Raw genomic sequence first — 23,256 nt, 5'->3', positions numbered from 1 at the left:
ATGAAAATGGGGAAACCTCCCCTCCCGAACGGAGGTAAGGGAGGGGAGCGCCGCCCGCCTGGGTGGGGGTGGGCGACGGAGAGAATGGTAGGAATCCCTACCCCCTTGCGGCTATTCAAGCATTCCTAAAACGTTGAACGTTAAGTGGAATCTTTGAATTCGCTCAATGTTCGAGAGTTATGCAAGTTTCCTCAGGTCGGGTTTGCAACAAGTTTCATTGCAATCCAGCCGAGCAACGCTCGGCTCTACAACTGCGGAGGCGGGCTGGCCTCCATCGGGTCCAGCAGCAGCATTTCCTGCACCTCGTTCCACATCTTCTCGCGCACGCGCCGCACCAGCGCCGAATCGCGCGTGGGAGGCACCGGCACCGGCAGCACTTCACGCGCGTAGGAAGACAGCAGCGCGGCGGCGCTGGCGGCGGTGGGGCGCTGCAGGGGATCGGTGTGCATCAGGGCCGCTACCAGCTCGCGTACCGCGCGCGGTACGCCCCGGCGCAGCCGCCCCACACTGGGCCGCTGCTGTGCGCTGGCGGACTCACCTGGCTCGGCTTCGTCGCGGTGCATCAGCCACGAGGTCAGCAACTGGTGAATCGTGGCACCCAGCCCATACAGGTCTTCGCGCAGGTGGCTACCCTGGAACGCGCCGTGGCGCGCTTCCGGCGGCATGTAGCTGGGTGTGCCCCACGGCACGTCACTGGTGGCATCCACGCGCAGGGCGCCTTCGAAATCGAGCGGGCGCAGGCGACCGCTGCGGTCCACCATCAGGTTGGCCGGCTTCAAGTCGCGCCACACCCATCCGGCCGCATGCAGGTGCGCCAGCACGGTGGCCACCGCTGCGGCGTAGGCCAGCGCGGTATCCAGCGCGATCTTGCGCTGCGGGTCGGCGCAGGCCTGCAGCAGCGGCTCGCCGTCGATGTGTTCCATCACCAGGTAGCGATGCTCGCCAATGCAGAACGCATCGATCACCGCCGGCGCGGCGAACGCGGCACCGTCTGCGGCACGCAGGAAGGCTTCTTCGCGTTCGACGAAACTGCGGCCATCCAGGCCCAGCCAGTTGGTTTCGCCATGGCGGCGGCCTTCCTTCACCACGCACAGCCGCGCCGGTGACGAGGCGATGTCCACCGCGCGGTACACGCCGCCCTTGCCGCGCTGCATGAAGGCGTCGTGGCACAGGAAACGGGTCTGCAACGGCGTAGGCGGAACCACGGCGTCGACGACCGGTTCAAACGGGCACTCCACCCAATCGGGCACGGCTTTGCCCGGTTCGCGCCGGTCGGGCACCTGTTCGCCGCTGGGCAGTCGCAGCGCGCTGACCTTGCGCCCGTCGGCATCTTCCATTTCTTCATGACCGAATGCGCCGTAGCGGAAGTACACCGCACTGCCGCGCCGGTAACAGCGATCAAACGGTACGGCGGGCGCAGCAAGATCACGCGTGGCCTGGTCCAGCAGTTCGGCCAGCACCAGCGCATGCGCCGCATCGCGCGGGTAGACGGTGATGAACTTGCCGATCTGGCTGAAGCCGAACGGGATGGCACTGTTCAGACGATTGAGGATGTTCAGCGTCTTCACCGATTTGAACGCCACGCCCTGCTCCACCAGCAGCGGCGCGCAGCGGCGGAATACATCGATGGCATTGGGCAGGGTGGCCGACACGTGCAGCTTCCAGCCCTGCGACGGATGTTCGGCCTGCGGCGGACGGTAGCGCCAGCCCGACCGTTGCGGCACCACCGGCAGGTACTGGTCCACCAGTGCGCGCCATTCCTGTTCGCGGTGCGCCGCCGGCACCGGCGGGGTGCCCGGTGCGGGCGCGTGGTCGATTGCGGTATCGATATGCAGCACGGCAGCTCTCCTTGCAGCAACGGCAGGAAGCGGTGTGCGGGTGCGCAGCGCACACCCGCACACCGGTGGGACATCAACTGCTGGTCGTGGTGGTGGTGGTGGTGCACAGCGGCGTGCTGGTGGTGGTGACCGTGCGGCTGTGACAGGTGCAGGCGGCCACCGAACTGTCGCCGGCCGACATCGCCTGCAGCTCTTCCGGGCTGGAAGCGAACTGCGAGAAGTACGTCTTCCATTCGTTGCTGCCAGCACCGGCATGGATCGCTTTCAAGCCCTGCGCGCGCAGCTGGTCGGCGAAGGCCTTGTCATTGATCGCCTTCTGCACCACGTCGTTTGTCTTCTGCGAGAGTGCCATCTTCAACTCCTTGTGGATCGATGAGGACGCGGGGGACGATGCAGCGATGCCCTCAGCCCGAACCGGTGGTGGTAGTGCCGGTGCAGATCGGGCTGGTGGTGGTGGTGACCGTGGTGCTGTTGCAGGTGCAGGCCGCCGCGCCGGCCTTGGCCCCCAGGGCCTGCAGCTTGGCCGGATCGGTCGCCAGGCCACCGAAGTGCTGGCCGCCGAAGTAGGTTTTCCAGGCAGGGCTTTCCTGCCCACCCACCACCGCCGCCAGGGCCTGGCTGCGGATCTGCTCGGCGAATGCGGGATCAGACAACAGTTTCTGTACGAACTCGGTCTGGACAGCCATGTGCGTATCTCCCTTTCCGTTGGAAGGAACAGCGTGTGCCGGCGGCAGGCCGGTAGTGCTTCCGACGATGCGTGCAGGGGCGCCGCGGCCTGCGCCGCGCGCGCACGTGAACGGCCCCCCATCGTCAACGGGTGGTGGCGCGTGCCGCGCGCACGACCGGGCACCGACACCCCTGCCAGCGGCACGGGCACGGCACGCGGCGACGGTCGATGACCGGCACGGCGGCATTCGGAATCAGTTCGGGACCACCGGCGCAGGCCTGCGCGATGTGCGGCCTGCTGCGGGTGTGTCTACGTGCGTTGCCTCGTCTTCCCCATCGCAATCCCCTTGCGTTCCGGATCAGCACTGCAGCATTGGCAGGGCCGCCATGCGACGGCGGCGCCGTGTGGGCGATACCCTGGCCGCGTTCCATCCCAGGGTGTGCGATGCAGCGTCTGCCGCAACACCGGGCCGGTCAATGGGGTTTCTGCATGAGCACCCATTCACCATTCCATTCTGCGCGGGCACGCACAGTTCCGCTTCGCAGGCGTTCTCATATTCACGCGTCCGGTGACGGCTGCAGCGCCCCGTTCTGCGCAAAAAAACGCCCCGCACACAGGCGGGGCGTCTTCATTGCAACCTGCCGGGGCGATCAGCCCTGGTAGTCGCGCACGTCGCTGCCGGTGTAGACCTGGCGCGGACGGCCGATCTTCATTTCCGGGTCGACCTGCTGTTCCAGCCAATGCGAGACCCAGCCGGAGGTACGGCCCAGGGCGAACATGACGGTGAACATTTCGGTCGGGATCTGCAGCGCCTTGTAGATGATGCCGCTGTAGAAATCGACGTTCGGGTACAGCTTGCGGGCGACGAAGTACTCGTCCTGCAGCGCGGCCTGTTCCAGCTTCACGGCCACGTCCAGCAGCGGATCCTGCACGCCCAGCTGCTTGAGCACCTTGCTGGTCATCTCACCGATGACCTTGGCGCGCGGGTCGAAGTTCTTGTACACGCGGTGGCCGAAGCCCATCAGGCGGAAGCCGGAGGTCTTGTCCTTGGCCTTCACCACGGCCGATTCGACGTTGTCGGCCGAACCGATTTCTTCCAGCATCTTCAGCACGGCTTCGTTGGCGCCGCCGTGGGCCGGACCCCACAGCGCGGTGACGCCAGCGGCGACCGACGCGTACGGGTTGGCACCGGTCGAACCGACCAGGCGCACGGTCGAGGTCGAGGCGTTCTGCTCGTGGTCGGCGTGCAGGATGAACAGCAGGTCCAGCGCCTTCACCACGTCCGGGTTCAGATCGTACTGGCCGTCGGCCGACTCGAAGGTCTGCTTCAGGAAGCGGCTGACGTAGTCCAGCGAGGTGTCCGGCTTGTTGGCCGGCAGGCCCTTGCCGTGGCGGTAGATCAGCGCCGACAGGGTCGGCACCTTGGCGATCAGGCGCACGGCGGCCTGGCGGCGCTGTTCGGCGTCGGACAGGTCCAGCGAGTCGTGGTAGATGGCCGACAGCTGCGCGATGGCGGCTGCCAGGATGGCCATCGGGTGGGCATCCTTGGCGAAGCTGGCGATCAGCGCGTTGACCGAATCGTCGACGTTGGCTTCGGCGGTCAGCTCATCGGTGAAGGCCTTCAGCTGCTCGGCGCTGGGACGCTCGCCGTTGATCAGCAGGTAGGCCACTTCGACGTAGCTCGACTTTTCCGACAGCTGTTCGATCGGGTAGCCGCGGTACAGCAGCACGCCCTTGTCGCCATCGATGTAGGTGATGGCCGACTTGCAGCTGGCGGTGGCGGTGAAGCCGGAATCGTAGGTGAAGAACCCCGTTTCCTTGGTCAGCTTCGCGATGTCGACGCAGTCGTTGCCAAGGGTGGGTTTGATGACGGGCAGAACGACCGACTTGTCGCCGGCGTTGAGCGTGACCTGATCAAGATCGGACACTGTGTGCGCTCCTTCATGGGAAGGCGCCTGCCCAAGCGCATTGGTCAGGCACGTGAATGACGTCCTCGGCCTGTGCCGGGGATCACGCCATTATCGCACAGCAGCATTTGCCGGGTGCTAGACAGAAGTCGTAGACAGCAGGCAGCCGCAGGCCTGCCGACAAGCGGCCCGGATGGGCAAAGATGCCAGGGGCTGAACGCACTGTTCCGTCCATCCAAACGCCCGTTGGGCAGGCGCCGGACAAAAACAAACGGCCGCGCAATGCGCGGCCGTCGGTTCCAAGCAGTAACGACGTATCAGCGCGCGTAGCGCTTCTGGAACTTGTCGATACGGCCCGAGGTGTCGATGACCTTGTGCTTGCCCGTGTAGAACGGGTGCGAAGCCGAGGAAATTTCGACCTTGACCAGCGGGTATTCGTTACCGTCGGTCCAGGTGGTGGTTTCCTTGGTCGCCATGGTCGAGCGGGTCAGGATCTTGAAATCGGAGGTGACGTCTTCGAAGACGACGTCGCGGTAGTTCGGATGGATATCGGCCTTCATGGGCTCACACCGTAAATGGGCTGGTGGTCAAGAGCGGCATTATAAGCACCGGTTGCCGCGCGGGGCAACCGGTGCGTGGGCATTGGCCTCAGACCGCGCCCAGGGCCTGGCGTACCAGGGCCTCGAAACGGGCCTGGTCATAGGCCATGAGCAGGTCGCAGTTGTCGGGCTGGCCGGTCTGGCGGTTCCAGTCGACGATGGTGGCGCCGCGGCTGAACGTACCGTTCAGCTCCACGTTCAGCGGACGCGATTCCACCTGCAGCTGCCCTTCCGGGTTCAGCGCCCAGGCCATGGCCACCGCATCGGCGGTGTACCAGCGGCCGCCCTTGGCGTCTTCGGACAGCGCGCGGGTCTTGCGCGAAATCAGTTCGTAGAAGCGCGCGCGGTCGGAATCGGCCTGCAGCCACTGCTCGGCCTGCTCCAGCGGCAGGCCGTGGGCGACGGTGGCTTCCCAGTCCGACACCAGCAGGTGCTTGAACGAGGTGAACACCACGTGCGCCGCTTCCGGGTCGAAGGCGATGTTGAATTCAGCCGCCGGGGTGATGTTGCCGTGGCAGGTGACCGCTCCGCCCATCACCACGATGCGCTTGATGCGCTGGGGCAGGGTCGGGTCGAGTTTCAGTGCCAGGGCCAGGTTGGTCAGCGGGCCCAGCATGACCAGCATCAGCTCGCCGGCGTACTGGTGCGACAGGCGCAGGATGGCCAGCGCGGCGTGCTCGGTTTCGGCCTGGCGGCTGGGCGGCGGCAGGTCCACGTCGCCGTAGCCGTCGCGGCCGTGCACGTGGGCGGCATCCACCGAGGGGTGCAGCAGCGGATCGGGACTGCCGGCGAACACCGGCACGTCGGCGCGGCCGACGATGTCGCAGAGCTTGAGGGCGTTGCGGACGGTGTAGTCGAGGCCGACATTGCCGGCGGCGATGGTCAGGGCGACCACGTCGTGCCGTTCGTCGGCGAAGGCCATCAGCAGGGCCAGGGCGTCGTCCACACCGGGGTCGGTGTCGATCAACAGCGGGATCTTGTGGGTCATCGTTGCCGTCTTCAGATCGGCAACGAAGTGTGGACCGGGTTGATGACCGTTGCAAGTACGGGGGTGGGGTGTCTGGCAGGGCTGCGCCCTGCCCCGCCTGTAGAGTCGAGCCATGCTCGACTGAAGTAGCAACGTCAAAAGCCGGCATTCCGTGGGATGGCGGGGTGGGTCCGGTTGCGGGGGACGCTGCAAGTACGTCCATGTAAGCTCGGTCGCGCCATCCATGGCGCTCACGCCCCCGCAACCGGACCCACCCCGCCTTCGACGGTTTCCTGCGATCTGCCGAAACGGCGATGGGGTCGGATCCCGTTGCGTTGCAACGGGCTCCGACCCCGTTCTTGATGGATTCGATGTGTCGCGAATGCCTGCTTTGGAATGGGCGTCGTGCGCTTGCACGAATTTCGATGTTTCAAACTTTCCTCATTGAGGTGGCAGGGGCCTCGTGGAAAACATGAGGGGCCATCGACAACGGATGGCACGGGACTCCAATCCCGATTGATCTGAGGGTTGTTTACGCTTGCCTGTCGGCGTCGTTCGTTCTGGTCCGGACGGCGTCGGCAGGCAATCCGTCTGTGCGCTACGGCGGGCGGTGCGTGGAGGGCGTCATGCCCACCGGCTTTCTTCAGATCACCGGTATTGGAGCCACGCACCGCCCGCCACCCACGCTGCCGCGTCGGTGGTCATCCACTGAGGACACCACGATGAGCACTACCCACTACCCTTTTCTTGTCGCCACGCTGGGTGAGGCGGCGGGCCGGTTGCCGGATGATCTGGCGCGTACGCTGGAATTCACATTGGCCGCCACGCAATCTGCCAACACCAGCGATGGCCTCACCCTGCTCACATGCCTGCGCCACATTCGCCAGGGCGACGGCGCCGATGGCCAGCCGGTGCCGGGCCGGGGCCGTTCTGCCAGCCAGCGTGCGGTGCTGGCCCGGTTGGACCGCGCTACGGCCGGCATGGGTGTTCTGCTGGAAGTGCTGCATGCCGCGGAACGCGTGCGTGTGGACGGCGAGCCGGACCAGCAGGTGGGGGACGACGTGCGCGAAGGCCTGTTGCTGGCCTGCCGCGGGTTGTGCGAATACATGGGCACGCAACTGCCGACCGGGTAAGGCCACGCCCCGGGTAGATGGGCTTTTTGTAGGGTCGAGCCATGCTCGACTGACGCCCGCCACGCGAACAGCAGCCAAGCATGGCTTGGCTCTACAGGGCATGCGGCAGAATCCTGCGCGCCGCGCCGCCGGGCATGGCCCGGCGCTACCGGGTAGAACCACGCCGTGCGTGGATGGGCATCGCGAGCCATGGGGTCAGAGCCCTTTGCTGCGCAAAGGGATCTGACCCCGTGCCTTACGCCGAGGCGTAGCGCACGGCGGTGCCGATCCAGCGCTGCACCACGCGGTCGGCCAGCGCGGGCTGCTGGGCCAGCAGGCGTTCGGCCAGGTCGTGCACGCCCGGCAGCAGGCCGGCGTCACGGGCCAGGTCGGCAATGCGGAAGCCGGCCAGGCCGGTCTGCCGGGTGCCCAGCAGTTCGCCGGGGCCGCGCAGTTCCAGATCCTTTTCGGCAATGACGAAGCCATCGTTGGTTTCGCGCATGGTCTGCAGGCGCTCGCGCGCCATCTGCGAAAGCGGCGCCTGGTACAGCAGCACGCAGCGCGACACCGCCGAGCCGCGCCCTACCCGCCCGCGCAGCTGGTGCAACTGCGCCAGGCCCAGACGCTCGGCATTCTCGATCACCATCAGCGAGGCGTTGGGCACGTCCACGCCCACTTCAATCACCGTGGTGGCCACCAGCAGATCGATGTCGCCGGCTTTGAAGGCGACCATCGTCGCCAGCTTTTCCGCCGCCTTCAGCCGGCCATGCACCAGCCCCACCCGCACGCCCGGCAGCAGCGCCTGCAGCGATTCGTAGGTGGCCTGCGCGGGTGTGGCATCCAGCTCTTCGCTTTCCTCGATGAGGGTGCACACCCAGTACACCTGCCGGCCTTCCTGGCAGGCCAGGGCGATGCGCTCGATCAGTTCCGGGCGACGGTCGTTGTTCAGTGCCACGGTCTGCACCGGGGTGCGGCCGGGCGGCAGTTCGTCGATGGCCGAGACATCCAGATCGGCATATTCGGACATGGCCAGCGTGCGCGGAATGGGCGTGGCGGTCATCACCAACTGGTGCGGCACGCTGTGTGCGCCGGCCCCCTTGTCACGCAGCGCCAAGCGCTGGTGCACGCCGAAGCGGTGCTGCTCGTCGGCGATGGCCAGGGCCAGATCCTGGAACACCACCGCCTCCTGCATCAGCGCGTGGGTACCGACCACCACCTGCGCTTCGCCGTTGGCGACCTGCTCGATCACCTTGGCGCGGGCCTTGCCGGTCACCTTGCCGGCCAGCCAGGCAATGCGCACGCCCAGCGGTTCCAGCCAGCCGCGCAGGTTGTTGAGGTGCTGTTCGGCCAGCAGTTCGGTGGGCGCGGCCAGGGCGACCTGCTTGCCCTGCTCCACTGCCAGCATGGCCGCCAGCGCGGCCACCACGGTCTTGCCGGAGCCGACATCGCCCTGCACCAGCCGCAGCATCGGGCTGGGCCGTGCCAGGTCTTCGCGGATCTGCTTGAACACCCGTGCCTGCGCGCCGGTCAGAGCGAACGGCAGTTGCTTCAGCAGGGCCTTGGCCAGCTTGCCCGGGCCCGCCAGCGGCGGCGCGTGGTGGGCCTGCAGGGCAATGCGCTGGCGGCGCAGGCTGAGGTGGTGGGCCAGCAGTTCTTCCATCGCCAGTCGGCGCTGCGCCGGGTGGGTGCCGGCGGCCAGCGCGGCCAGATCGGCATCCGGCGGCGGCCGGTGCACGGTCAGCAGCGCGCTGCGCAGCGAGGGCAGGCCCAGGCCATCGAGCCAGCCAGTGGGCAGCAGCTCCAGCGTGTCTTCTTCGGGAAGGCGGTCCAGCGCCTGGCCGATCAGCTTGCGCATCGTCATCGGCCCCACGCCTTCCACCGTGGGATAGACCGGGTCCAGGCGATCGCCCAGGTCGGGATCGTCATGGCGGCCCAGCACCTGGTAGCTGGGGTGGACGATTTCCAGCCCCAGATGGCCCGGTTTCGGCGTGCCGAAGCAGCGCAGCCGGTTACCCACCGCGAACTGGCCCACCTGCTGCTGGCGGAAGTGGAAGAAGCGCAACACCAGGGTGCCGCGGCCTTCATCCTCCACCGCCACCTTCAGCATGGGCCGGTGGCGCATGCCGCGTTCGACCGCCACCACGCGCACGTCCACCTGCGCCGGCACGCCGTTGCGCAGGTCTTCAATCAGGGTCAGGCGGGTACGGTCTTCATAGCGCAGTGGCAGGTGCAGCCACAGATCCTGCAGGGTGGCCAGGCCACGCGCCTGCAGTTTGGCGGCCACGGCCGGACCCACGCCGGCCAGCATCGCCAGGGATGCTTCGCCGGACGGTGACAGTGCCGGGGTGACCGCCGCCTTGCGTGCCACGTGGGGGTCAGTCGATGACCATCACCGCATCAACCTCGAAGTTGGCGCCCTTCGGCAGGCCCGAGACTTCGATGGTGGAACGGGCCGGGAACGGCGCCTGGAAGTAGTCCTGCATGACCGCGTTGACCTTGGCGAACTCGCCCAGGTCGGTCAGGTACAGGCCCAGGCGCACGACCTTGTCCAGCGAACCGCCGGCGGCTTCGGCCACGGCCTTCAGGTTGTCGAAGGCGCGGCGGGCCTGCGCTTCGATATCACCGGCACCGACGATGTCACCGGTGGCCGGGTCCAGCGGAATCTGGCCGGAGAAGTACACGGTGTTGCCGGCGCGCACGGCCTGCGAGTACGGGCCGATGGCGGCGGGTGCCTTTTCGGTGTTGATGATCTGGCGGGACATGGTCGCTCCGGTACTTTGGGAAAACAGAGCGGTGATTGTACCGGGTGGGGATGCATCCACGCATGGCGTGGATCTACGGCCTTGGGGTCAGAGCCCTCTCCGTTGGAGAGGGATCCGACCCCAGGTCTGCGTTATTGGCGGCGTACCGACTGCACTACCGACAGGCGGCGCAGGCGGCGCATCACTTCGGCCAGGTGGTTGCGGTCGCGCACTTGGATGTTGAATGCCAGCACCGCGGCGTTGAAGTCGCGGTCCAGGTAGTCCACCCGTTCGATGTTGGAGTGGCTCTGGGCAATCGCGGCGGCCAACTGCGCCAGCACGCCGGTGCCGTTCTCCACTTCCACCACCAGCGCGGTGTCGTAGTCGCCGGACACGGTGGTGTCCCAACCGATCGGCACCCAGCGTTCGGGCGATTTGCGCAGCTCTGCCAGGTTCGGGCAATCCATGCGGTGCACCACGATGCCCTTGCCGGCGGTGTGGTAGCCCATGATCTCGTCGCCGGGAATCGGCTGGCAGCAGCCGGCGAAGGTGACCACGCCGCGTTCGCTGCCGTTGATCAGGATCTTTTCCTGCGAATGGTGGCGCGGGCCGCCACGCAGTTCGGCGTAGGACATCAGCGCCTGCGCAGCCTGGGTTGGCATCCAGTTGCCCAGTGCCACTTCGGCCAGCAACGCTTCCAGGCGCGGGTAGCGGTGCTCGGCCAGGAAGGCGTCCAGGCGGCCCTTGGGCAGGCGCTCCAGCGACGAATCCATCGCTTCCAGCGCACGGTCCAGCATGCGGTGGCCCAGCTGCACGGCGTCTTCGTGTTCCAGCTGTTTCAGCTGGTGGCGGATGGCGGTACGCGCCTTGCTGGTCACCACGAATTCCAGCCACTGCGGCTTGGGCGTGGCCGAACGGGCGGTGATGATCTCCACCGACTGCCCCGACACCAGCTTGGTGCGCAGCGGCACCAGCTTCTTGTCCACGCGCGAGGCCACGGCCATGTTGCCCACGTCGGTGTGCACGGCGTAGGCGAAATCCAGCGCGGTAGCGTTGCGCGGCAGGGCCAGGATCTTGCCCTTCGGGGTGAACAGGTAGACCTCGTCCGGGAACAGGTCGACCTTCACGTTGTCGAGGAATTCCAGCGACGAACCGGCCGCACGCTGCGAATCGATCAGCTCCACGATCCAGGCATGGGCCCGGCTCTGCGCGCTGTTGGGGGTGTCGCCGCCGAACTTGTAGGTCCAGTGCGCGGCCACGCCGCGTTCGGCGATCAGGTCCATTTCCTCGGTGCGGATCTGCACTTCGATGGGCGAACCGTACGGCCCGAACAGCACGGTGTGCAGCGACTGGTAACCGTTGGCCTTGGGAATGGCGATGAAATCGCGGAAACGCCCGTCCAGCGGCTTGAAGGTGGCATGCACCGCACCCAGCGAGTGGTAGCAGCTGGGCACGCTGCGCACGACCAGGCGGAAGCCGAACACGTCCATCACCTGGTCGAAGGATTTGTTCTCGTCGCGCATCTTGTTGTAGATGCTCCACGGGGTCTTGATGCGGCTGACCAGGCGGTGTTCCAGGCCTTCTTTGGCCAACCGCTGCGACAGCTGCACTTCCACCTGCGCCATGGCCTCGCGGCGCACCACCGGCTGGCTGCGGATGTGCTTTTCGATGATCGCGTGGCGCCACGGGTACAGCGCCTTGAAACCCAGGTTCTGCAGTTCGCTCTTGACCAGGCTCATGCCCAGGCGCTGGGCGATGGGCGCGTAGATTTCCAGCGTCTCGCGGGCGATGCGGCCGCGGGCTTCGCGGCTCTGCGCGCCCAGCGTGCGCATGTTGTGCAGGCGGTCGGCCAGCTTGATCATGATCACGCGCAGGTCGCGCGACATCGCCAGCAGCATCTTGCGGAAGCTTTCGGCGGCCGCTTCCTGGCGGTCGCGGAACTTCAGCTTGTCCAGCTTGGTCACGCCGTCGACCAGCTCGGCCACGGCTTCGCCGAACTCGGCGGCCAGTTCCTCGCGGGTCAGCGGGGTGTCTTCGATGGTGTCGTGCAGGATCGCGGCGATCAGCGCTTCCACATCCAGGCCCAGCTCGGCCAGCACCTGGGCCACGGCCACCGGGTGGGTGATGTAGGGTTCGCCCGACTTGCGCGTCTGCCCAGCATGTGCCGACGCACCGACTTCCCAGGCCCGGCGCAGCAGCGGCAGCTGCTCGGGGGGCAGGTAGTGGGCGGCGCGTTCAAGCTGGAGGACGTAATCAGGTACGGCCGCGGCGGTGGGCGCGGCTACCTTGGCAGTGGGGCCTGGGTTCATGCCCGAAGCCTATTCCAGCGCGACGTTTACGGCAAACCCTGAATGCGAAACAGCCCGCACGGGGCGGGCTGTTCGGCTGTCCAGCAATGACCTTGATCGATGCGATCAATCGTCGTTCTTGGACATGTCTTCGTCGGCAACCACTTCAGCGGCGGCCCATTCCAGCGCTTCGCGCTCGGCACGCTCGCGCTCGGCCTTCTCGACTTCGTCGATCAGCGCGTTGTCGATCTTGCGGGCGGCGATTTCGCGCAGCGCCAGCACGGTCGGCTTGTCTTCGGTTTCGCTGTTGTCCAGCGTGGCCTGCACGCCATTGGCGAGCTGGCGGGCGCGCTTGGAGGCCATCATGACCAGGTCGAAACGGTTGTTAACGACTTCCAGGCAATCTTCTACGGTAATGCGGGCCATACGGGCTCCCGGCGACCGGTCGGCCGCTCAGTCGAATGAGGGAAAGGGGACGGAGTGTACGGCCAGGGGCTGGACAAAATCAAGCCAACCCCTGGCGGAGCCTTTTGGAATCAGTCAGTTGCGCCCGAATCCGGGGTCAGCAGGGCCTGGATCAGGCCGGCATGGCGGACCTTCTGGGCCTCCCGGCGCAGGCGGCTGGCGGTGAAGATGGCGCACAGCTCGTTCACCGCGGTGTCGAAGACTTCGTTCACGATCACGTAGTCGAAGTCGTTGAAGTGCAGCATTTCCTCGCGCGCCGCGCCCAGCCGCTGGGCGATCACCGCCTCGCTGTCCTGGCCGCGCTTGCGCATGCGGTCCTGCAGGGCCTGCTTGGACGGCGGCAGGATGAACACCGTTACCGTGCCCGGCACCAGCTGGCGCACCTGCTGGGCGCCCTGCCAGTCGATTTCCAGCAGCACGTCCTGGCCGGCGGCCAGCTGCGGTTCCACCGACTGCCGGGCGGTGCCCTTCCAGTCGCCGTGCACCCAGGCGTGTTCGAAGAAATCGCCGGCGGCGATCATTTCCTCGAACTTCTCCGCGCTGACGAAGTGGTAGTGCTCGCCGTTCACTTCGCCCGGGCGCATGGCGCGCGAGGTGAAGGAGATCGACAGCGCGATCTGCGGGTCGCGCGCCAGGGTGGCGTTGACGATGCTGCTTTTGCCGGCGCCGGACGGCGCGGCCACGATGTACAGGGTGCCGCGCGCGGGCGCACCGATCGGGGTGGGCTGGCTGCTCATTCGATGTTCTGCACCTGTTCGCGGATCTGGTCGATCAGCACCTTCAGTTCCACCGCCGCATTGGACGTGCGGCTGTCCACCGACTTGGAACCCAGGGTGTTGGCTTCGCGGTTGAATTCCTGCAGCAGGAAATCGAGGCGGCGGCCGACCGGCTCGCGCTGCTTCAGCACGCGGCGGATTTCCACGATGTGGCTGCCCAGGCGGTCCAGCTCTTCATCCACGTCCAGCTTCTGCAGCCACATGACCAGTTCCTGCTCGGCGCGGCCGGGGTCGACCGGGTGCGGCAGGTCGGCCAGGCGGGCGGCGAGCTTGGCGCGCTGGCCGTCGCGAATGGCCGGAATGAGCGTGCGTACTTCGGCGGCGATGCGCTCGATCGCATCCACGCGTTCGGCAATGGCGGTGGCCAGCTTGTCGCCTTCACGCTCACGCGCGGCCACGAAGCCGTCCAGCACCTGCTCCAGCAGGGCCAGCGCTTCGACCTGCAGGGCGGCGGCATCGGTGGCCTCGCCCTGGGTCACGCCCGGCAGCTGCAGCAGATCGGTGAAGCTGACCTGCAGGTTGGGGAAATCCGAGGTGAGGCGGTGCGCCAACTGGCCCAGCTGGCCCAGCAGCGCTTCGTTCACCTGCAGGCTGGCGGCGGCTTCGGGTGCGCGCAGGCGCATCACCAGGTCCAGCTTGCCGCGGCTCAGGCGCGCGGCGATGCGTTCGCGCAGCTGCGGTTCCAGCGCACGCAGTTCCTCGGGCAGGCGGGTGCCCACTTCCAGGAAGCGGTGGTTGACCGAGCGCAGCTCGCAGCCCAGCGTGCCCCAGGCCGTGGCGCGCTCGCCACCGGCATAGGCCGTCATGCTTCGAATCATCAGCGTTTCCGATGCTCTCAAAGGGGGAATGGTACCCTAGCGGCCCTATTCGAGCCTCCCTGCCTGCCCCTGACGGGTGCGGGCATGGCGGCGTACCTGCCTGTCTTACCCTCCAGGGAATTCGCACCATGTCCGATGCCCGCCCCAGTGGCCGCCAGCCCGACCAGCTTCGTCCGGTCGTCATCCAACGCGGTTTCACCCGCCACGCCGAAGGCTCGGTGCTGGTCTGCTTCGGCGAAACCCGCGTGCTGTGCACCGCCAGCGTGGAAAACCGCGTGCCCGGCTTCCTGCGCGGCAAGGGCGAAGGCTGGGTGACCGCCGAGTACGGCATGCTGCCGCGCGCCACCCACACCCGCAGCGACCGTGAAGCCGCGCGCGGCAAGCAGGGCGGCCGCACGCTGGAAATCCAGCGCCTGATCGGCCGCAGCCTGCGCGCCTGCGTGGACCGCAACGCGCTGGGCGAACGCACCATCACCCTGGACTGCGACGTGCTGCAGGCCGACGGCGGCACCCGCACCGCCGCCATCACCGGTGCCTATGTGGCCCTGGTCGATGCGGTGAACGTGCTGATGAAGCGCGGCGACATCAAGCGCAACCCGATCCTGGGCGCAGTGGCTGCCGTGTCGGTGGGCGTGTACCGCGGCACGCCGGTGCTGGACCTGGATTACGCCGAAGACAGCGACTGCGATACCGACATGAACGTTGTCATGAACGATGGCGGCGGCTTCATCGAACTGCAGGGCACCGCCGAAGGCCATGCCTTCCGCCGCGATGAACTGGATGCGCTGCTGGGCCTGGCCGAAAAGGGCGTGGGCGAACTGCTGGCCGCGCAGCAGGCGGCGCTGTCGGCATGAACCGGCGCATCGCCCTGACCACCCTGGTGGTGGCCGACTACGACGAAGCCATTGCCTGGTACACCGGCAAGCTCGGCTTCGCCCTGCTTGAGGATATCGACCAGGGCAGCAAGCGCTGGGTGGTGGTCGGGCCGACCGACGGCAGCGCCGCCGCCCTGCTGCTGGCCCGCGCCAGCAATGAGGAACAGCGCAGCCGTATCGGCAACCAGACCGGTGGCCGCGTCGGTTTCTTCCTGAACACCGACGATTTCCGCCGCGACCACGCCGCCATGCTGGCGGCCGGGGTGGAATTCCTGGAAGCCCCGCGCGAAGAACCCTATGCCACCGTCGCGGTTTTCCGCGACCTGTATGGCAACACCTGGGACCTGCTGGAGCCCCGCGCATGAAGAACCTCGTCCTTGCCAGCCACAACGCCGGCAAACTGGTGGAAATGCAGGAGATCCTGGCCGACCTGCCGCTGCAGATCACCTCGGCGGCCGAACTGGGGCTGGGCGATGTGGAGGAAACCGGCCTGACCTTCGTCGAGAACGCGCTGCTGAAGGCACGCGCCGCCTGCGAAGCCACCGGCCTGCCGGCGCTGGCCGATGATTCGGGCCTGATCGTTGATGCATTGGGCGGTGCCCCCGGCCTGTACAGCGCGCGCTATGCCGGCCACCCGACCAACGCGGCGGCCAACAACGCCAAGCTGCTGCAGGCCATGGCCGAGGTGCCCGATGGCCAGCGCAGCGCGCGTTTCTATGCAGTGATCGTCCTGCTGCGCCACGCCACCGACCCGCAGCCGCTGATCTGCGAAGGCCGCTGGGAAGGGCAGATCATCCGCGAACTGCGCGGCACGAATGGCTTTGGCTACAACCCGGTGTTCCTGGACACCACCCACGGCCTGACCGCCGCGGAAATGGAGCCGGCGCTGAAGAACGCGATCAGCCACCGCGCACTGGCCCTGCAGCAGCTGAAGCTGCAGCTGGCTGCCGCTCTCTGACCCACACCCGCACGTAGTTCTGCCGTCATGTCCCACGCCCACGATCACTGCAACCACCTGCCCGGCGAAGCCTGCGACGGCGACCACGGCCACGCCGCACCGGTGCGGCTGGTGCCGCCGCCGCTGTCGCTGTACGTGCACCTGCCCTGGTGCGTGCGCAAATGCCCGTACTGCGATTTCAACTCGCACCAGGCCAAGGGCGAGCTGCCGTTCGATGCCTACATCGACGCCCTGCTGCGCGACCTGGACCAGGATCTGCCGCTGGTCTGGGGCCGGGTGGTGCACAGCGTGTTCTTCGGCGGCGGTACCCCCAGCCTGTTCCCGCCCGAGGCCATCGACCGCTTCCTGCAGCAGGCCAGCGCGCGGCTTCGCTTTGCGCCGAATGCGGAAATCACCCTGGAAACCAACCCGGGCACGGCCGAACACGGGCGCTTCGACCGCTATCGTGCGGCGGGCGTGAACCGGCTCAGCTTCGGCATCCAGAGTTTCGACGATGCCGCGCTGAAACGGCTGGGCCGCATCCATGACAGTGGCGAGGCCGAGCGTGCGGTGAAGATGGCCCAGGACGCGGGCTACGACAACTTCAACATCGACCTGATGTACGCGCTGCCGGAACAGACCCTGGCCGGTGCCGAGGCCGACCTGGAACGCGCATTCGCGCTGCAACCGACGCACATCTCGCACTACCAGCTGACCCTGGAACCGAACACCGTGTTCTTCGCGCGGCCGCCGCAGGGCATTCCCGATGAAGACAACGCCTGGGACATGCAGGAGCACTGCCAGGCCCTGCTGGCGCAGGCCGGTTACGGCCAGTACGAAGTCAGCGCCTATGCCCGCCCCGGCCGGCAGAGCGCGCACAACCTGAACTACTGGCGCTTCGGCGATTACCTGGGCATCGGCGCCGGCGCACACGGCAAGATCAGTTCCGGTGCCGAAGAACACGTGCTGCGGCGCTGGAAGGTCAAGCACCCGCAGGCGTACCTGGACAGCGCCGGCACCCCGGCCTCGTTCGGCGGTGACGAGGTGATCGCTGCCGAGCGCCTGCCGTTCGAGTACATGCTGAACCTGCTGCGCCTGCACGAGGGTTTCAGCCTGCGTGATTTCGAATCGCGGACCGGGCTGCCGCGCAGCGTGCTGGACGCGCCGCTGGCGCAGGCCCGGCAGCGCGGCTGGCTGCAGCTGGCCGACGGCCATGTGCAGCCCACCGAGCTGGGCCGGCGCTTCACCAACGACGTGGTGAGCCTGTTCCTGGAAGATTGATCGCCCTGCCCGGCGGCTGGCGCCCTGCCCTGCCGACACGGTAGATTGCCCCAACGATCCGCGGGAATCCGGAACCCCTCGTCGATGTCTGCCGTCTTTTCATTGTCCAGCGCGGACACCGCGCGCCTGGCCGCCGCCGACCTGCCGCCGCGGGTCCGCGAAGTGCTGGGCGCGTTGATCGGGCTGTGCCACCACACCCTGACCGCGCCGTTGATCCTGACCGTGGAGGCGCTGGAACAGACCCTGCTGCATGACGCCGACCACGCGCGCAACCCGCAGCAGCAGGCCGACCTGCTGGCCCAGCGCGGCCAGCTGCACGCCTTCGCCGGCCACTTCAGCGAGCGCATGCTCGATGCCCTGACCGATGCGCTGGTGCGGCTGCGTGAGCCGGCGGCAGCGCCTGCGCCGACCGTCACGCCGCCCCCGTTGCCGGCCATGATGGGCCTGTCGCTGGTGGCCGAGCACGAGGTCGACCGCGACCTGCTGCTGACCGAGATGGTGCGTCGGGAAGCACTGCGCTCGGGCAACGCCCTGAACCTGCTGGGCCAGCGCATGGGCGTGCTGGCCGCGGCACCGGCCTTCGATGCCGACACGCTGCCGCTGGCGCCACAGGCGCTGTGCGCGATGGTGCGGCGCCTGGCCGAACGCGATGGCTTGAGCATGGAGGTGCAGCTGGCGCTGTACCGCAGTTTCGAGCGGCAGTGCCTGGAACGCCTGGGTGACACCCTGGACCGTGCCAACGCGCTGCTGGCCCAGCACGGCATCCTGCCCGGCCTGGTCTACACCCCCTATCTGGCGCGCTCGTCCGCCACCCGCCGGGTCATCACCCGTTCGGTGGGCCATGAACGCAGCGGCCGCCCCGCGCCGCGCACGGTCACCCCCATGACCGGCTGGGGCGGTTCGGCGCCGGCCGGGTCGTGGTCGAACCTGATGCAGGACGCCTTCGCCGGCGCCGACGCGGCCGCCGCCGGGCTGACCGTACCGGCCAACACCGTGCTGCACGAACTGCTGCAGCAGGCACGGCGCCTGCCCGCGCAGCCACTGGCACTGGAGCCGGCCGCGCTGCCCACCGCCGCCGTGGACGCGGTGTTGGCACGCCTGCAGGGCCAGGCCAGCGCCGCCACCAGCGTGACCGACCTGCAGGGCGCCCTGCTGGCCCAACTGCGCAGCGAACACGGCGCGCAGGCACAGCTGGCCGGTCACGACCGCGACAACCTGGACCTGCTGCGCCTGCTGTTGCAGCAGGTGCAGCAGCAACAACGCGCCGACCCGGTGCCGGCCGCACTGCTGGCGCGCCTGCAGGTGCCACTGGCCCGTGCGGCGATGGCCGACCCGGCCTTCTTCGTGCGCGACGAGCACCCGGCGCGCGAACTGCTGAACCACGTGGCCGAAGCCGGCGCACGCTGGCTGGGCGACGACGACGTGGACCCGCAGCTGCTGCAGCGGCTGGCGCAGAGCGTGCAGGGCCTGCTGGGCCAGGATGCACGCACGCCGGAAGCGTTTGCTGCCGCCAATGAGGAAATCCAGCAGCACCAGCGCGCCGCCGCGCACCGCGCCGAGCTGGCCGAGCGCCGCCACGTAGAAGCCGCGCGCGGCAAGGAACGGCTGGAACTGGCACGCCGCGAAGCCACGGCCCAGATCGACCAGTGGTGCCAGACCACGCAGCCGCCGCGCTTCGTGCAGACCCTGCTGCGCCAGGCCTGGGCCGATGCGCTCACCCTCACCCGCCTGCGCCACGGCGAAGATTCCCCGCAGTGGCGCGAGCGCCTGCAGCAGACCGAGCGCATCGCCACGGTCACGGCCGCACCGGCCAGCGCGGCCGGCATGACCGACGCACCGCTGGCGGCCGACGTGGAAGCGGCGCTGCTGCAGGTGGGCTACCACGCCGAAGAAGCCGCGGCCGTTGCCCGCCGCCTGGCCACCCCCGGCGGCGAAGACGAAAGCACCTCGCGCACCGAACTGAGCGCGCGCCTGAAGGCACGTGCGCGCCTGGGTGAACAGAACGAGAGCGGCACAGACAGCCAGGCCGAGGCCGGCCGCAGCGCGCGCACCGACAGCGAAGAAGCCTGCTACCAGCAGCTGGTCACGCTGCCGTTCGGCGCCTGGTTTGACATCGACCAGGGCGAAGGCGCGCAGCGGCGCCAGCGCCTGTCCTGGTACAGCCTGCTGACCGGGCACGTGCTGCTGGTGAACGCCCGTGGGCAGAAGTCCGGCGAAACCAGCCTGGACACGCTGGCGCGGCAGATGGCCAGCGGCCAGGCCCAGCTGGTGACAGAAGAGAAGGGCCGTCTGGTGGACCGCGCCTGGCAGGCCAGCCTGTCGGCCCTGCGTTCGCTGGCCAGCCGCCTGACCCCGGAGCCCAAGGCATGAGCACGCAACCGCCCGTGGATACCCGCCGCGCACCGCGCCGGCAGGTGGCCGACCTGGTGCCGGTCACCGACCAGATGCGCGACTGCGTGATCGGCCGGCTGGGCAACGTTTCCGAAACCGGCATGCTGATGCTGGCCAGTACCGGCCTGCGCGAGGATGCGCTGTACCAGCTGCGCTTCCCGCTGGCGCTGGGCGACGGTCGCAGCGAAACCATCGACGTCGGCGTGCACCTGCTGTGGAGCGAGCCGGCGCACGTGCCTGGCCAGCACTGGGCGGGCTTTCGTTTCCTGACGCTGTCGCGCGAGCACCGCCAGCTGCTGCGCGGCTGGATTGGCGAAGACAACGACGGCGAACGGGTTTCGACAGGCTGAGTGCCGGTTCCGGCACAGCGGTTTTCTGCGGTATGCGGCAGAATCTAGGGCCGTTTTCCGAGTCGAGCCACCGCAATGATCCAGCAAGACCCCGGCGCCCTGTATTCCGACCACCTGGCCGTGCTGTGCCGACGCGCCGAACAGGCGCTGGCACGCGGCGGCTTCGACCATCTGGTGGTGCCCAGCGGCACCCTGCACTACCAGGTGTTCGACGATCGTGACTACCCCTATGCGGTGAATCCGCAGTTCAAGGCCTGGCTGCCGCTCACCCGCGTGCCCAACAGCTGGGTGGTATTCACCCCGGGCAAGCGCCCGGCGGTGATCTTCCACCAGCCGTTCGACTACTGGCACGTGGTGCCCGATGCGCCCAGCGGCTGGTGGGTGGAGCACTTCGACATCCACATCATCCGCACGCCGGAAGATGCGCTGGCGCTGCTGCCGACCAATCCGGCGCGCTGCGCGATCCTGGGGGAACCGCAGAGCGCGCTGGGCGCCTACGTGCCGAACAACCCCGCGCAGGTGGTGAACTACCTGGAATGGCACCGCGCCTACAAGACGCCGTATGAAGTCGCGCTGATGCGCCAGGCGCAGGTGCTGGGCGTACGCGGCCACCGCGCGGCCGAGGCTGCCTTCCGCAACGGTGCCGACGAATTCAACATCCACATGGCGTACTGCCAGGCCGTCGGCCAGGATGCCAACGAACTGCCTTACGGCAACATCGTGGCACTGAACGAACACGCCGCCGTGCTGCATTACACCGAGCTGGGCCGCAAGCCACCGCAGCCGCTGCGCAGCTTCCTGATCGATGCCGGCGCCAGCGCGCACGGCTACGCCAGCGACATCACCCGCACCTACGCGGCGCATGGCCACGACGAATTCGCCGCGATGGTCGACGCGGTGGACGCGGCCCAGCAGCAGATGTGCGCGGCGGTGCGTGCCGGCTTCGATTACAAGCAGCTGCACGTGGACGCACATCTGTCGCTGATGGGCGTGCTGAAGGACTTCGGCGTGATCAGGGTTTCGGCGCAGACCGCACTGGAAACCGGCGTCAGCGCCGCGTTCTTCCCGCACGGCATCGGCCATCTGATCGGCCTGCAGGTGCACGACGTGGCGGGTTTTGCCGCCAGCGAAGACGGTGGCCGCATCGAGCGCCCGGCTGGCCACCCGTACCTGCGCCTGACCCGCGTGCTGGAACCGGGCATGGTGGTGACCATCGAACCGGGCCTGTACTTCATCGACATGCTGTTGAATGAAGTGAAGGCCGCCGGCCATGGCGATGCGATCAACTGGGACCGCGTGGACTTCTTCCGCCCGTATGGCGGCATCCGAATCGAAGACGAAGTGCTGTGCACCGAAGGCGACGCGGACAACCTCACGCGGCCGGTGTTTGCAGCGGCCAACGGCTGAGCCCCTCGTGGCTGGGCGCTGGGTGCGGCGGGATTACTGATACCTGGCCGGGCGGATGGGCTGCGCAGGGGACGCTGCAAGTACATCCATGTAAGCTCGGTCGCCGCATCCATGCGGCTCACGCCCCTGCGCAACCCATCCGCCCGGCCACGGACAGTTTCCGTGCGCGTCCAGCCACGGAAAAGAAAAAGGAAATCAAGAGCGGGTCGCTCGCTGCGCTCGCTCTGTGTCGACCAAGGTCGACACCTACCAACGGCCGCGTGAACCAACACCGCACGTTTCAAGAATCGCCGTTACCAACAGCCGCGTGAACCCGTCGAAGGCGGGGCACTGCGGGTTTGCGGGGTGTGAGCCGCATGGATGCGGCGACCAAGCCCCCATGGACGGGTTTACGGCGTCCCCGCAAACCCGCAGTGCCCCGCCATCCCACGGAATGCCGCTCTTGCTTTAGCCGTTGCCGTTGCTTCGGCTTGCAGCGGGTGCAGGGCTGCAAGCCCTGCCGAAACCCCTTAGCCTGCCATCACCGCTTCGATCTCGTCGGCGCTGCGCGCCAGGCCTTCGGTCAGCACGCGATGGCCGTCGTCGGTGATCAGCACGTCATCCTCGGTGCGGATGCCGATACCCCGCCAGCGCGGCTCGACCGTGGTGTCATCCACGCCGATGTACAGGCCCGGCTCGATGGTGAACGCCATGCCCGGCTCCAGCAGGCGCGATTCGCCAGCCAGCCGGTAGTCGCCCACGTCGTGCACGTCCAGGCCGATCCAATGCCCGGTCTTGTGCCGGTAGAAACGCTGGTACAGCCCTTCGGCCAGGTTCTTTTCCAGCGTGCCCTTCAGCAGGCCCAGACGCAGCAGGCCTTCGGTCAGGGTCTGCACCGCGGCCAGATGGCCCGTCTCGTAAGCCACGCCGGGCCGCGCCTGGGCCAGTGCCGCCGCCTGCGCCTGGCCGACCAGATCGTGCAGCGCGCGCTGTTCGGCGCTGAAACGGCCATTCACCGGGAACGTGCGGGTGATGTCACTGGCGTAGCCACGGTACTCGGCACCGGCATCGATCAGCACCAGCTCGCCATCACGCGAGCGCGCATTGTTGTCGCGGTAGTGCAGGATGCAACCGTTGCGCCCGGCACCGACAATGCTGCAGTACGCCGGCACGGCATCGTTGGCGCGGAACACGCGTTCCAGCTCGGCCTGCAGTTCGTACTCGTGGATGCCCGCTTTTGCGGCCTTCATTGCTGCGAGGTGGGCGCGCACGCTGACCTGCGCGGCGTGCTGCATCAACGCCACTTCCGCACCGGACTTGAACAGGCGCTGCTCGTGCAGCAGGTGCCCCAGTTCCAGGAACTCATGCGGTGGCTGCGCGCCGTGGCGCACCTGCGAACGCACGCGGTTCACCCAGCCGATCAGCTTCAGGTCGAAATCCGCTTCGCGGCCAAAGTGGTAGTAGACGCGCGAACGCCCTTCCAGCAGCCCCGGCAGGATGTCGTCCAGATCATCGATCGGGTAGGCATCGTCCATGCCGTAGTGCGCCACCGCCCCGTCCTGGCCGGCACGGCTGCCATCCCAGGCTTCGCGCTCGGCATCGCGTTCGCGGCAGAACAGGATGGCTTCGCCGTGGCGGCGGCCGGGAATCAGCACCAGCACCGCCTCCGGTTCCGGGAACCCACTCAGGTACTGGAAGTCCGAATCCTGGCGGAACGGGAAATGGGTATCCAGGCTGCGCACCTTCTCCGAGGCCGCCGGCAGGACCAGGATCGCATCGTCGCCGGCCATGTCCATCAGCTGGCGGCGGCGGCGCTTGTACTCGCCGGCGGCAATGCCGGTGCGCTGCTTGATATCCA

The 23,256-nt window shown here is 67.7% G+C and carries 21 protein-coding genes; 8 read left to right on the top strand and 13 right to left on the bottom strand.

Features of this window, described 5'->3' with window-relative positions; translation table 11 throughout:
* Nucleotides 1–245 precede the first annotated feature (245 nt).
* From AC06FA_RS05800 to AC06FA_RS05775, 6 genes are all read right to left on the bottom strand, one after another.
* On the bottom strand, nt 246–1,838 hold the full coding sequence (locus tag AC06FA_RS05800) for a class III lanthionine synthetase LanKC N-terminal domain-containing protein (protein WP_478067473.1): 1,593 nt from the start codon (nt 1,836–1,838) through the stop codon (nt 246–248).
* Between the two features lie 73 nt (nt 1,839–1,911).
* Entirely contained in the window at nt 1,912–2,190 is a 279-nt protein-coding gene (locus AC06FA_RS05795) for a hypothetical protein (protein WP_478067472.1), read from the bottom strand.
* Nucleotides 2,191–2,242: 52 nt separating this feature from the next.
* Nucleotides 2,243–2,524, bottom strand: a complete 282-nt coding sequence (locus tag AC06FA_RS05790; RefSeq protein WP_478067471.1) for a hypothetical protein — start codon at nt 2,522–2,524, stop codon at nt 2,243–2,245.
* A gap of 631 nt (nt 2,525–3,155) precedes the next feature.
* A complete protein-coding gene (locus tag AC06FA_RS05785) occupies nt 3,156–4,433 on the bottom strand; it encodes a citrate synthase (protein ID WP_312709837.1) in 1,278 nt (425 codons plus the stop codon).
* A gap of 296 nt (nt 4,434–4,729) precedes the next feature.
* Entirely contained in the window at nt 4,730–4,972 is a 243-nt protein-coding gene (locus AC06FA_RS05780; RefSeq protein ID WP_079223041.1) for a type B 50S ribosomal protein L31, read from the bottom strand.
* 88 nt (nt 4,973–5,060) lie between these two features.
* Nucleotides 5,061–5,999, bottom strand: coding sequence for a nucleoside hydrolase (locus tag AC06FA_RS05775; RefSeq protein WP_478067470.1), 939 nt, complete (start codon nt 5,997–5,999; stop codon nt 5,061–5,063).
* Nucleotides 6,000–6,700: 701 nt separating this feature from the next.
* Between AC06FA_RS05775 and AC06FA_RS05770 the strand changes: the two genes are divergently transcribed.
* Nucleotides 6,701–7,111 carry a hypothetical protein gene (locus AC06FA_RS05770; RefSeq protein ID WP_478067469.1) on the top strand — a complete coding sequence of 137 codons (411 nt, stop codon included), beginning with the start codon at nt 6,701–6,703 and terminating at the stop codon, nt 7,109–7,111.
* 235 nt (nt 7,112–7,346) lie between these two features.
* Here AC06FA_RS05770 and recG read toward each other — a convergent pair whose 3' ends face one another.
* The 6 genes from recG to AC06FA_RS05740 form a co-directional block, all read right to left on the bottom strand.
* Entirely contained in the window at nt 7,347–9,458 is a 2,112-nt protein-coding gene (gene recG / locus AC06FA_RS05765) for an ATP-dependent DNA helicase RecG (RefSeq protein WP_478067468.1), read from the bottom strand.
* A 7-nt stretch (nt 9,459–9,465) separates the two neighbouring features.
* Nucleotides 9,466–9,852: a RidA family protein gene (locus AC06FA_RS05760; RefSeq protein WP_108750974.1), complete on the bottom strand. Its 387-nt coding sequence runs from the start codon at nt 9,850–9,852 to the stop codon at nt 9,466–9,468.
* Between the two features lie 131 nt (nt 9,853–9,983).
* Nucleotides 9,984–12,140 carry a RelA/SpoT family protein gene (locus tag AC06FA_RS05755; RefSeq protein WP_108750975.1) on the bottom strand — a complete coding sequence of 719 codons (2,157 nt, stop codon included), beginning with the start codon at nt 12,138–12,140 and terminating at the stop codon, nt 9,984–9,986.
* A 105-nt stretch (nt 12,141–12,245) separates the two neighbouring features.
* Nucleotides 12,246–12,545, bottom strand: coding sequence for a DNA-directed RNA polymerase subunit omega (gene rpoZ, locus AC06FA_RS05750; RefSeq protein ID WP_108750976.1), 300 nt, complete (start codon nt 12,543–12,545; stop codon nt 12,246–12,248).
* Nucleotides 12,546–12,655: 110 nt separating this feature from the next.
* Nucleotides 12,656–13,321: a guanylate kinase gene (gmk, locus tag AC06FA_RS05745; RefSeq protein ID WP_108754034.1), complete on the bottom strand. Its 666-nt coding sequence runs from the start codon at nt 13,319–13,321 to the stop codon at nt 12,656–12,658.
* A complete protein-coding gene (locus tag AC06FA_RS05740; protein WP_478067467.1) occupies nt 13,318–14,178 on the bottom strand; it encodes a YicC/YloC family endoribonuclease in 861 nt (286 codons plus the stop codon). Before AC06FA_RS05740 ends, gmk begins: the two co-directional genes overlap by 4 nt.
* A gap of 128 nt (nt 14,179–14,306) precedes the next feature.
* Between AC06FA_RS05740 and rph the strand changes: the two genes are divergently transcribed.
* The 7 genes from rph (at nt 14,307) to pepQ (ending at nt 21,419) form a co-directional block, all read left to right on the top strand.
* Entirely contained in the window at nt 14,307–15,032 is a 726-nt protein-coding gene (gene rph / locus AC06FA_RS05735) for a ribonuclease PH (RefSeq protein ID WP_108750979.1), read from the top strand.
* Complete coding sequence (locus AC06FA_RS05730; protein ID WP_108754036.1) at nt 15,029–15,418, top strand: VOC family protein; 390 nt, start codon at nt 15,029–15,031, stop codon at nt 15,416–15,418. Before rph ends, AC06FA_RS05730 begins: the two co-directional genes overlap by 4 nt.
* Complete coding sequence (rdgB, locus tag AC06FA_RS05725; RefSeq protein ID WP_478067466.1) at nt 15,415–16,011, top strand: RdgB/HAM1 family non-canonical purine NTP pyrophosphatase; 597 nt, start codon at nt 15,415–15,417, stop codon at nt 16,009–16,011. The genes AC06FA_RS05730 and rdgB overlap by 4 nt, the downstream gene beginning before the upstream one ends.
* 27 nt (nt 16,012–16,038) lie before the next feature.
* Entirely contained in the window at nt 16,039–17,271 is a 1,233-nt protein-coding gene (gene hemW, locus AC06FA_RS05720) for a radical SAM family heme chaperone HemW (RefSeq protein ID WP_478067465.1), read from the top strand.
* A gap of 84 nt (nt 17,272–17,355) precedes the next feature.
* Nucleotides 17,356–19,641 (top strand): DUF1631 family protein, encoded by a 2,286-nt coding sequence (locus AC06FA_RS05715; protein WP_478067464.1) that lies wholly within the window; start codon nt 17,356–17,358, stop codon nt 19,639–19,641.
* Nucleotides 19,638–20,012 carry a PilZ domain-containing protein gene (locus AC06FA_RS05710; protein ID WP_478067463.1) on the top strand — a complete coding sequence of 125 codons (375 nt, stop codon included), beginning with the start codon at nt 19,638–19,640 and terminating at the stop codon, nt 20,010–20,012. Before AC06FA_RS05715 ends, AC06FA_RS05710 begins: the two co-directional genes overlap by 4 nt.
* Nucleotides 20,013–20,087: 75 nt before the next feature.
* Nucleotides 20,088–21,419, top strand: a complete 1,332-nt coding sequence (gene pepQ / locus AC06FA_RS05705; RefSeq protein WP_478067462.1) for a Xaa-Pro dipeptidase — start codon at nt 20,088–20,090, stop codon at nt 21,417–21,419.
* Nucleotides 21,420–21,928: 509 nt separating this feature from the next.
* On the opposite strand, the gene AC06FA_RS05700 is transcribed toward pepQ, so the two are convergent.
* Nucleotides 21,929–23,251, bottom strand: a complete 1,323-nt coding sequence (locus AC06FA_RS05700) for an aminopeptidase P N-terminal domain-containing protein (protein WP_478067515.1) — start codon at nt 23,249–23,251, stop codon at nt 21,929–21,931.
* Nucleotides 23,252–23,256: the final 5 nt, after the last annotated feature.

The sequence above is a fragment of the Stenotrophomonas sp. Steno-C17 genome (assembly GCF_056393165.1).
The sequence above is the reverse complement of the archived record's forward strand: the minus strand, read 5'-3'. Positions and strand labels throughout refer to the sequence as shown.

What these genes read in the sequence shown, in the direction of transcription:
- AC06FA_RS05795 (WP_478067472.1), bottom strand. Translation starts at nt 2,190, where the DNA reads ATGGCACTCTCGCAGAAGACAAACGACGTGGTGCAGAAGGCGATCAAT.
- AC06FA_RS05790 (WP_478067471.1), bottom strand. Translation starts at nt 2,524, where the DNA reads ATGGCTGTCCAGACCGAGTTCGTACAGAAACTGTTGTCTGATCCCGCA.
- AC06FA_RS05780 (WP_079223041.1), bottom strand. Translation starts at nt 4,972, where the DNA reads ATGAAGGCCGATATCCATCCGAACTACCGCGACGTCGTCTTCGAAGAC.
- AC06FA_RS05775 (WP_478067470.1), bottom strand. Translation starts at nt 5,999, where the DNA reads ATGACCCACAAGATCCCGCTGTTGATCGACACCGACCCCGGTGTGGAC.
- AC06FA_RS05770 (WP_478067469.1), top strand. Translation starts at nt 6,701, where the DNA reads ATGAGCACTACCCACTACCCTTTTCTTGTCGCCACGCTGGGTGAGGCG.
- AC06FA_RS05760 (WP_108750974.1), bottom strand. Translation starts at nt 9,852, where the DNA reads ATGTCCCGCCAGATCATCAACACCGAAAAGGCACCCGCCGCCATCGGC.
- AC06FA_RS05755 (WP_108750975.1), bottom strand. Translation starts at nt 12,140, where the DNA reads ATGAACCCAGGCCCCACTGCCAAGGTAGCCGCGCCCACCGCCGCGGCC.
- rpoZ (WP_108750976.1), bottom strand. Translation starts at nt 12,545, where the DNA reads ATGGCCCGCATTACCGTAGAAGATTGCCTGGAAGTCGTTAACAACCGT.
- gmk (WP_108754034.1), bottom strand. Translation starts at nt 13,321, where the DNA reads ATGAGCAGCCAGCCCACCCCGATCGGTGCGCCCGCGCGCGGCACCCTG.
- AC06FA_RS05740 (WP_478067467.1), bottom strand. Translation starts at nt 14,178, where the DNA reads ATGATTCGAAGCATGACGGCCTATGCCGGTGGCGAGCGCGCCACGGCC.
- rph (WP_108750979.1), top strand. Translation starts at nt 14,307, where the DNA reads ATGTCCGATGCCCGCCCCAGTGGCCGCCAGCCCGACCAGCTTCGTCCG.
- AC06FA_RS05730 (WP_108754036.1), top strand. Translation starts at nt 15,029, where the DNA reads ATGAACCGGCGCATCGCCCTGACCACCCTGGTGGTGGCCGACTACGAC.
- rdgB (WP_478067466.1), top strand. Translation starts at nt 15,415, where the DNA reads ATGAAGAACCTCGTCCTTGCCAGCCACAACGCCGGCAAACTGGTGGAA.
- hemW (WP_478067465.1), top strand. Translation starts at nt 16,039, where the DNA reads ATGTCCCACGCCCACGATCACTGCAACCACCTGCCCGGCGAAGCCTGC.
- AC06FA_RS05715 (WP_478067464.1), top strand. Translation starts at nt 17,356, where the DNA reads ATGTCTGCCGTCTTTTCATTGTCCAGCGCGGACACCGCGCGCCTGGCC.
- AC06FA_RS05710 (WP_478067463.1), top strand. Translation starts at nt 19,638, where the DNA reads ATGAGCACGCAACCGCCCGTGGATACCCGCCGCGCACCGCGCCGGCAG.
- pepQ (WP_478067462.1), top strand. Translation starts at nt 20,088, where the DNA reads ATGATCCAGCAAGACCCCGGCGCCCTGTATTCCGACCACCTGGCCGTG.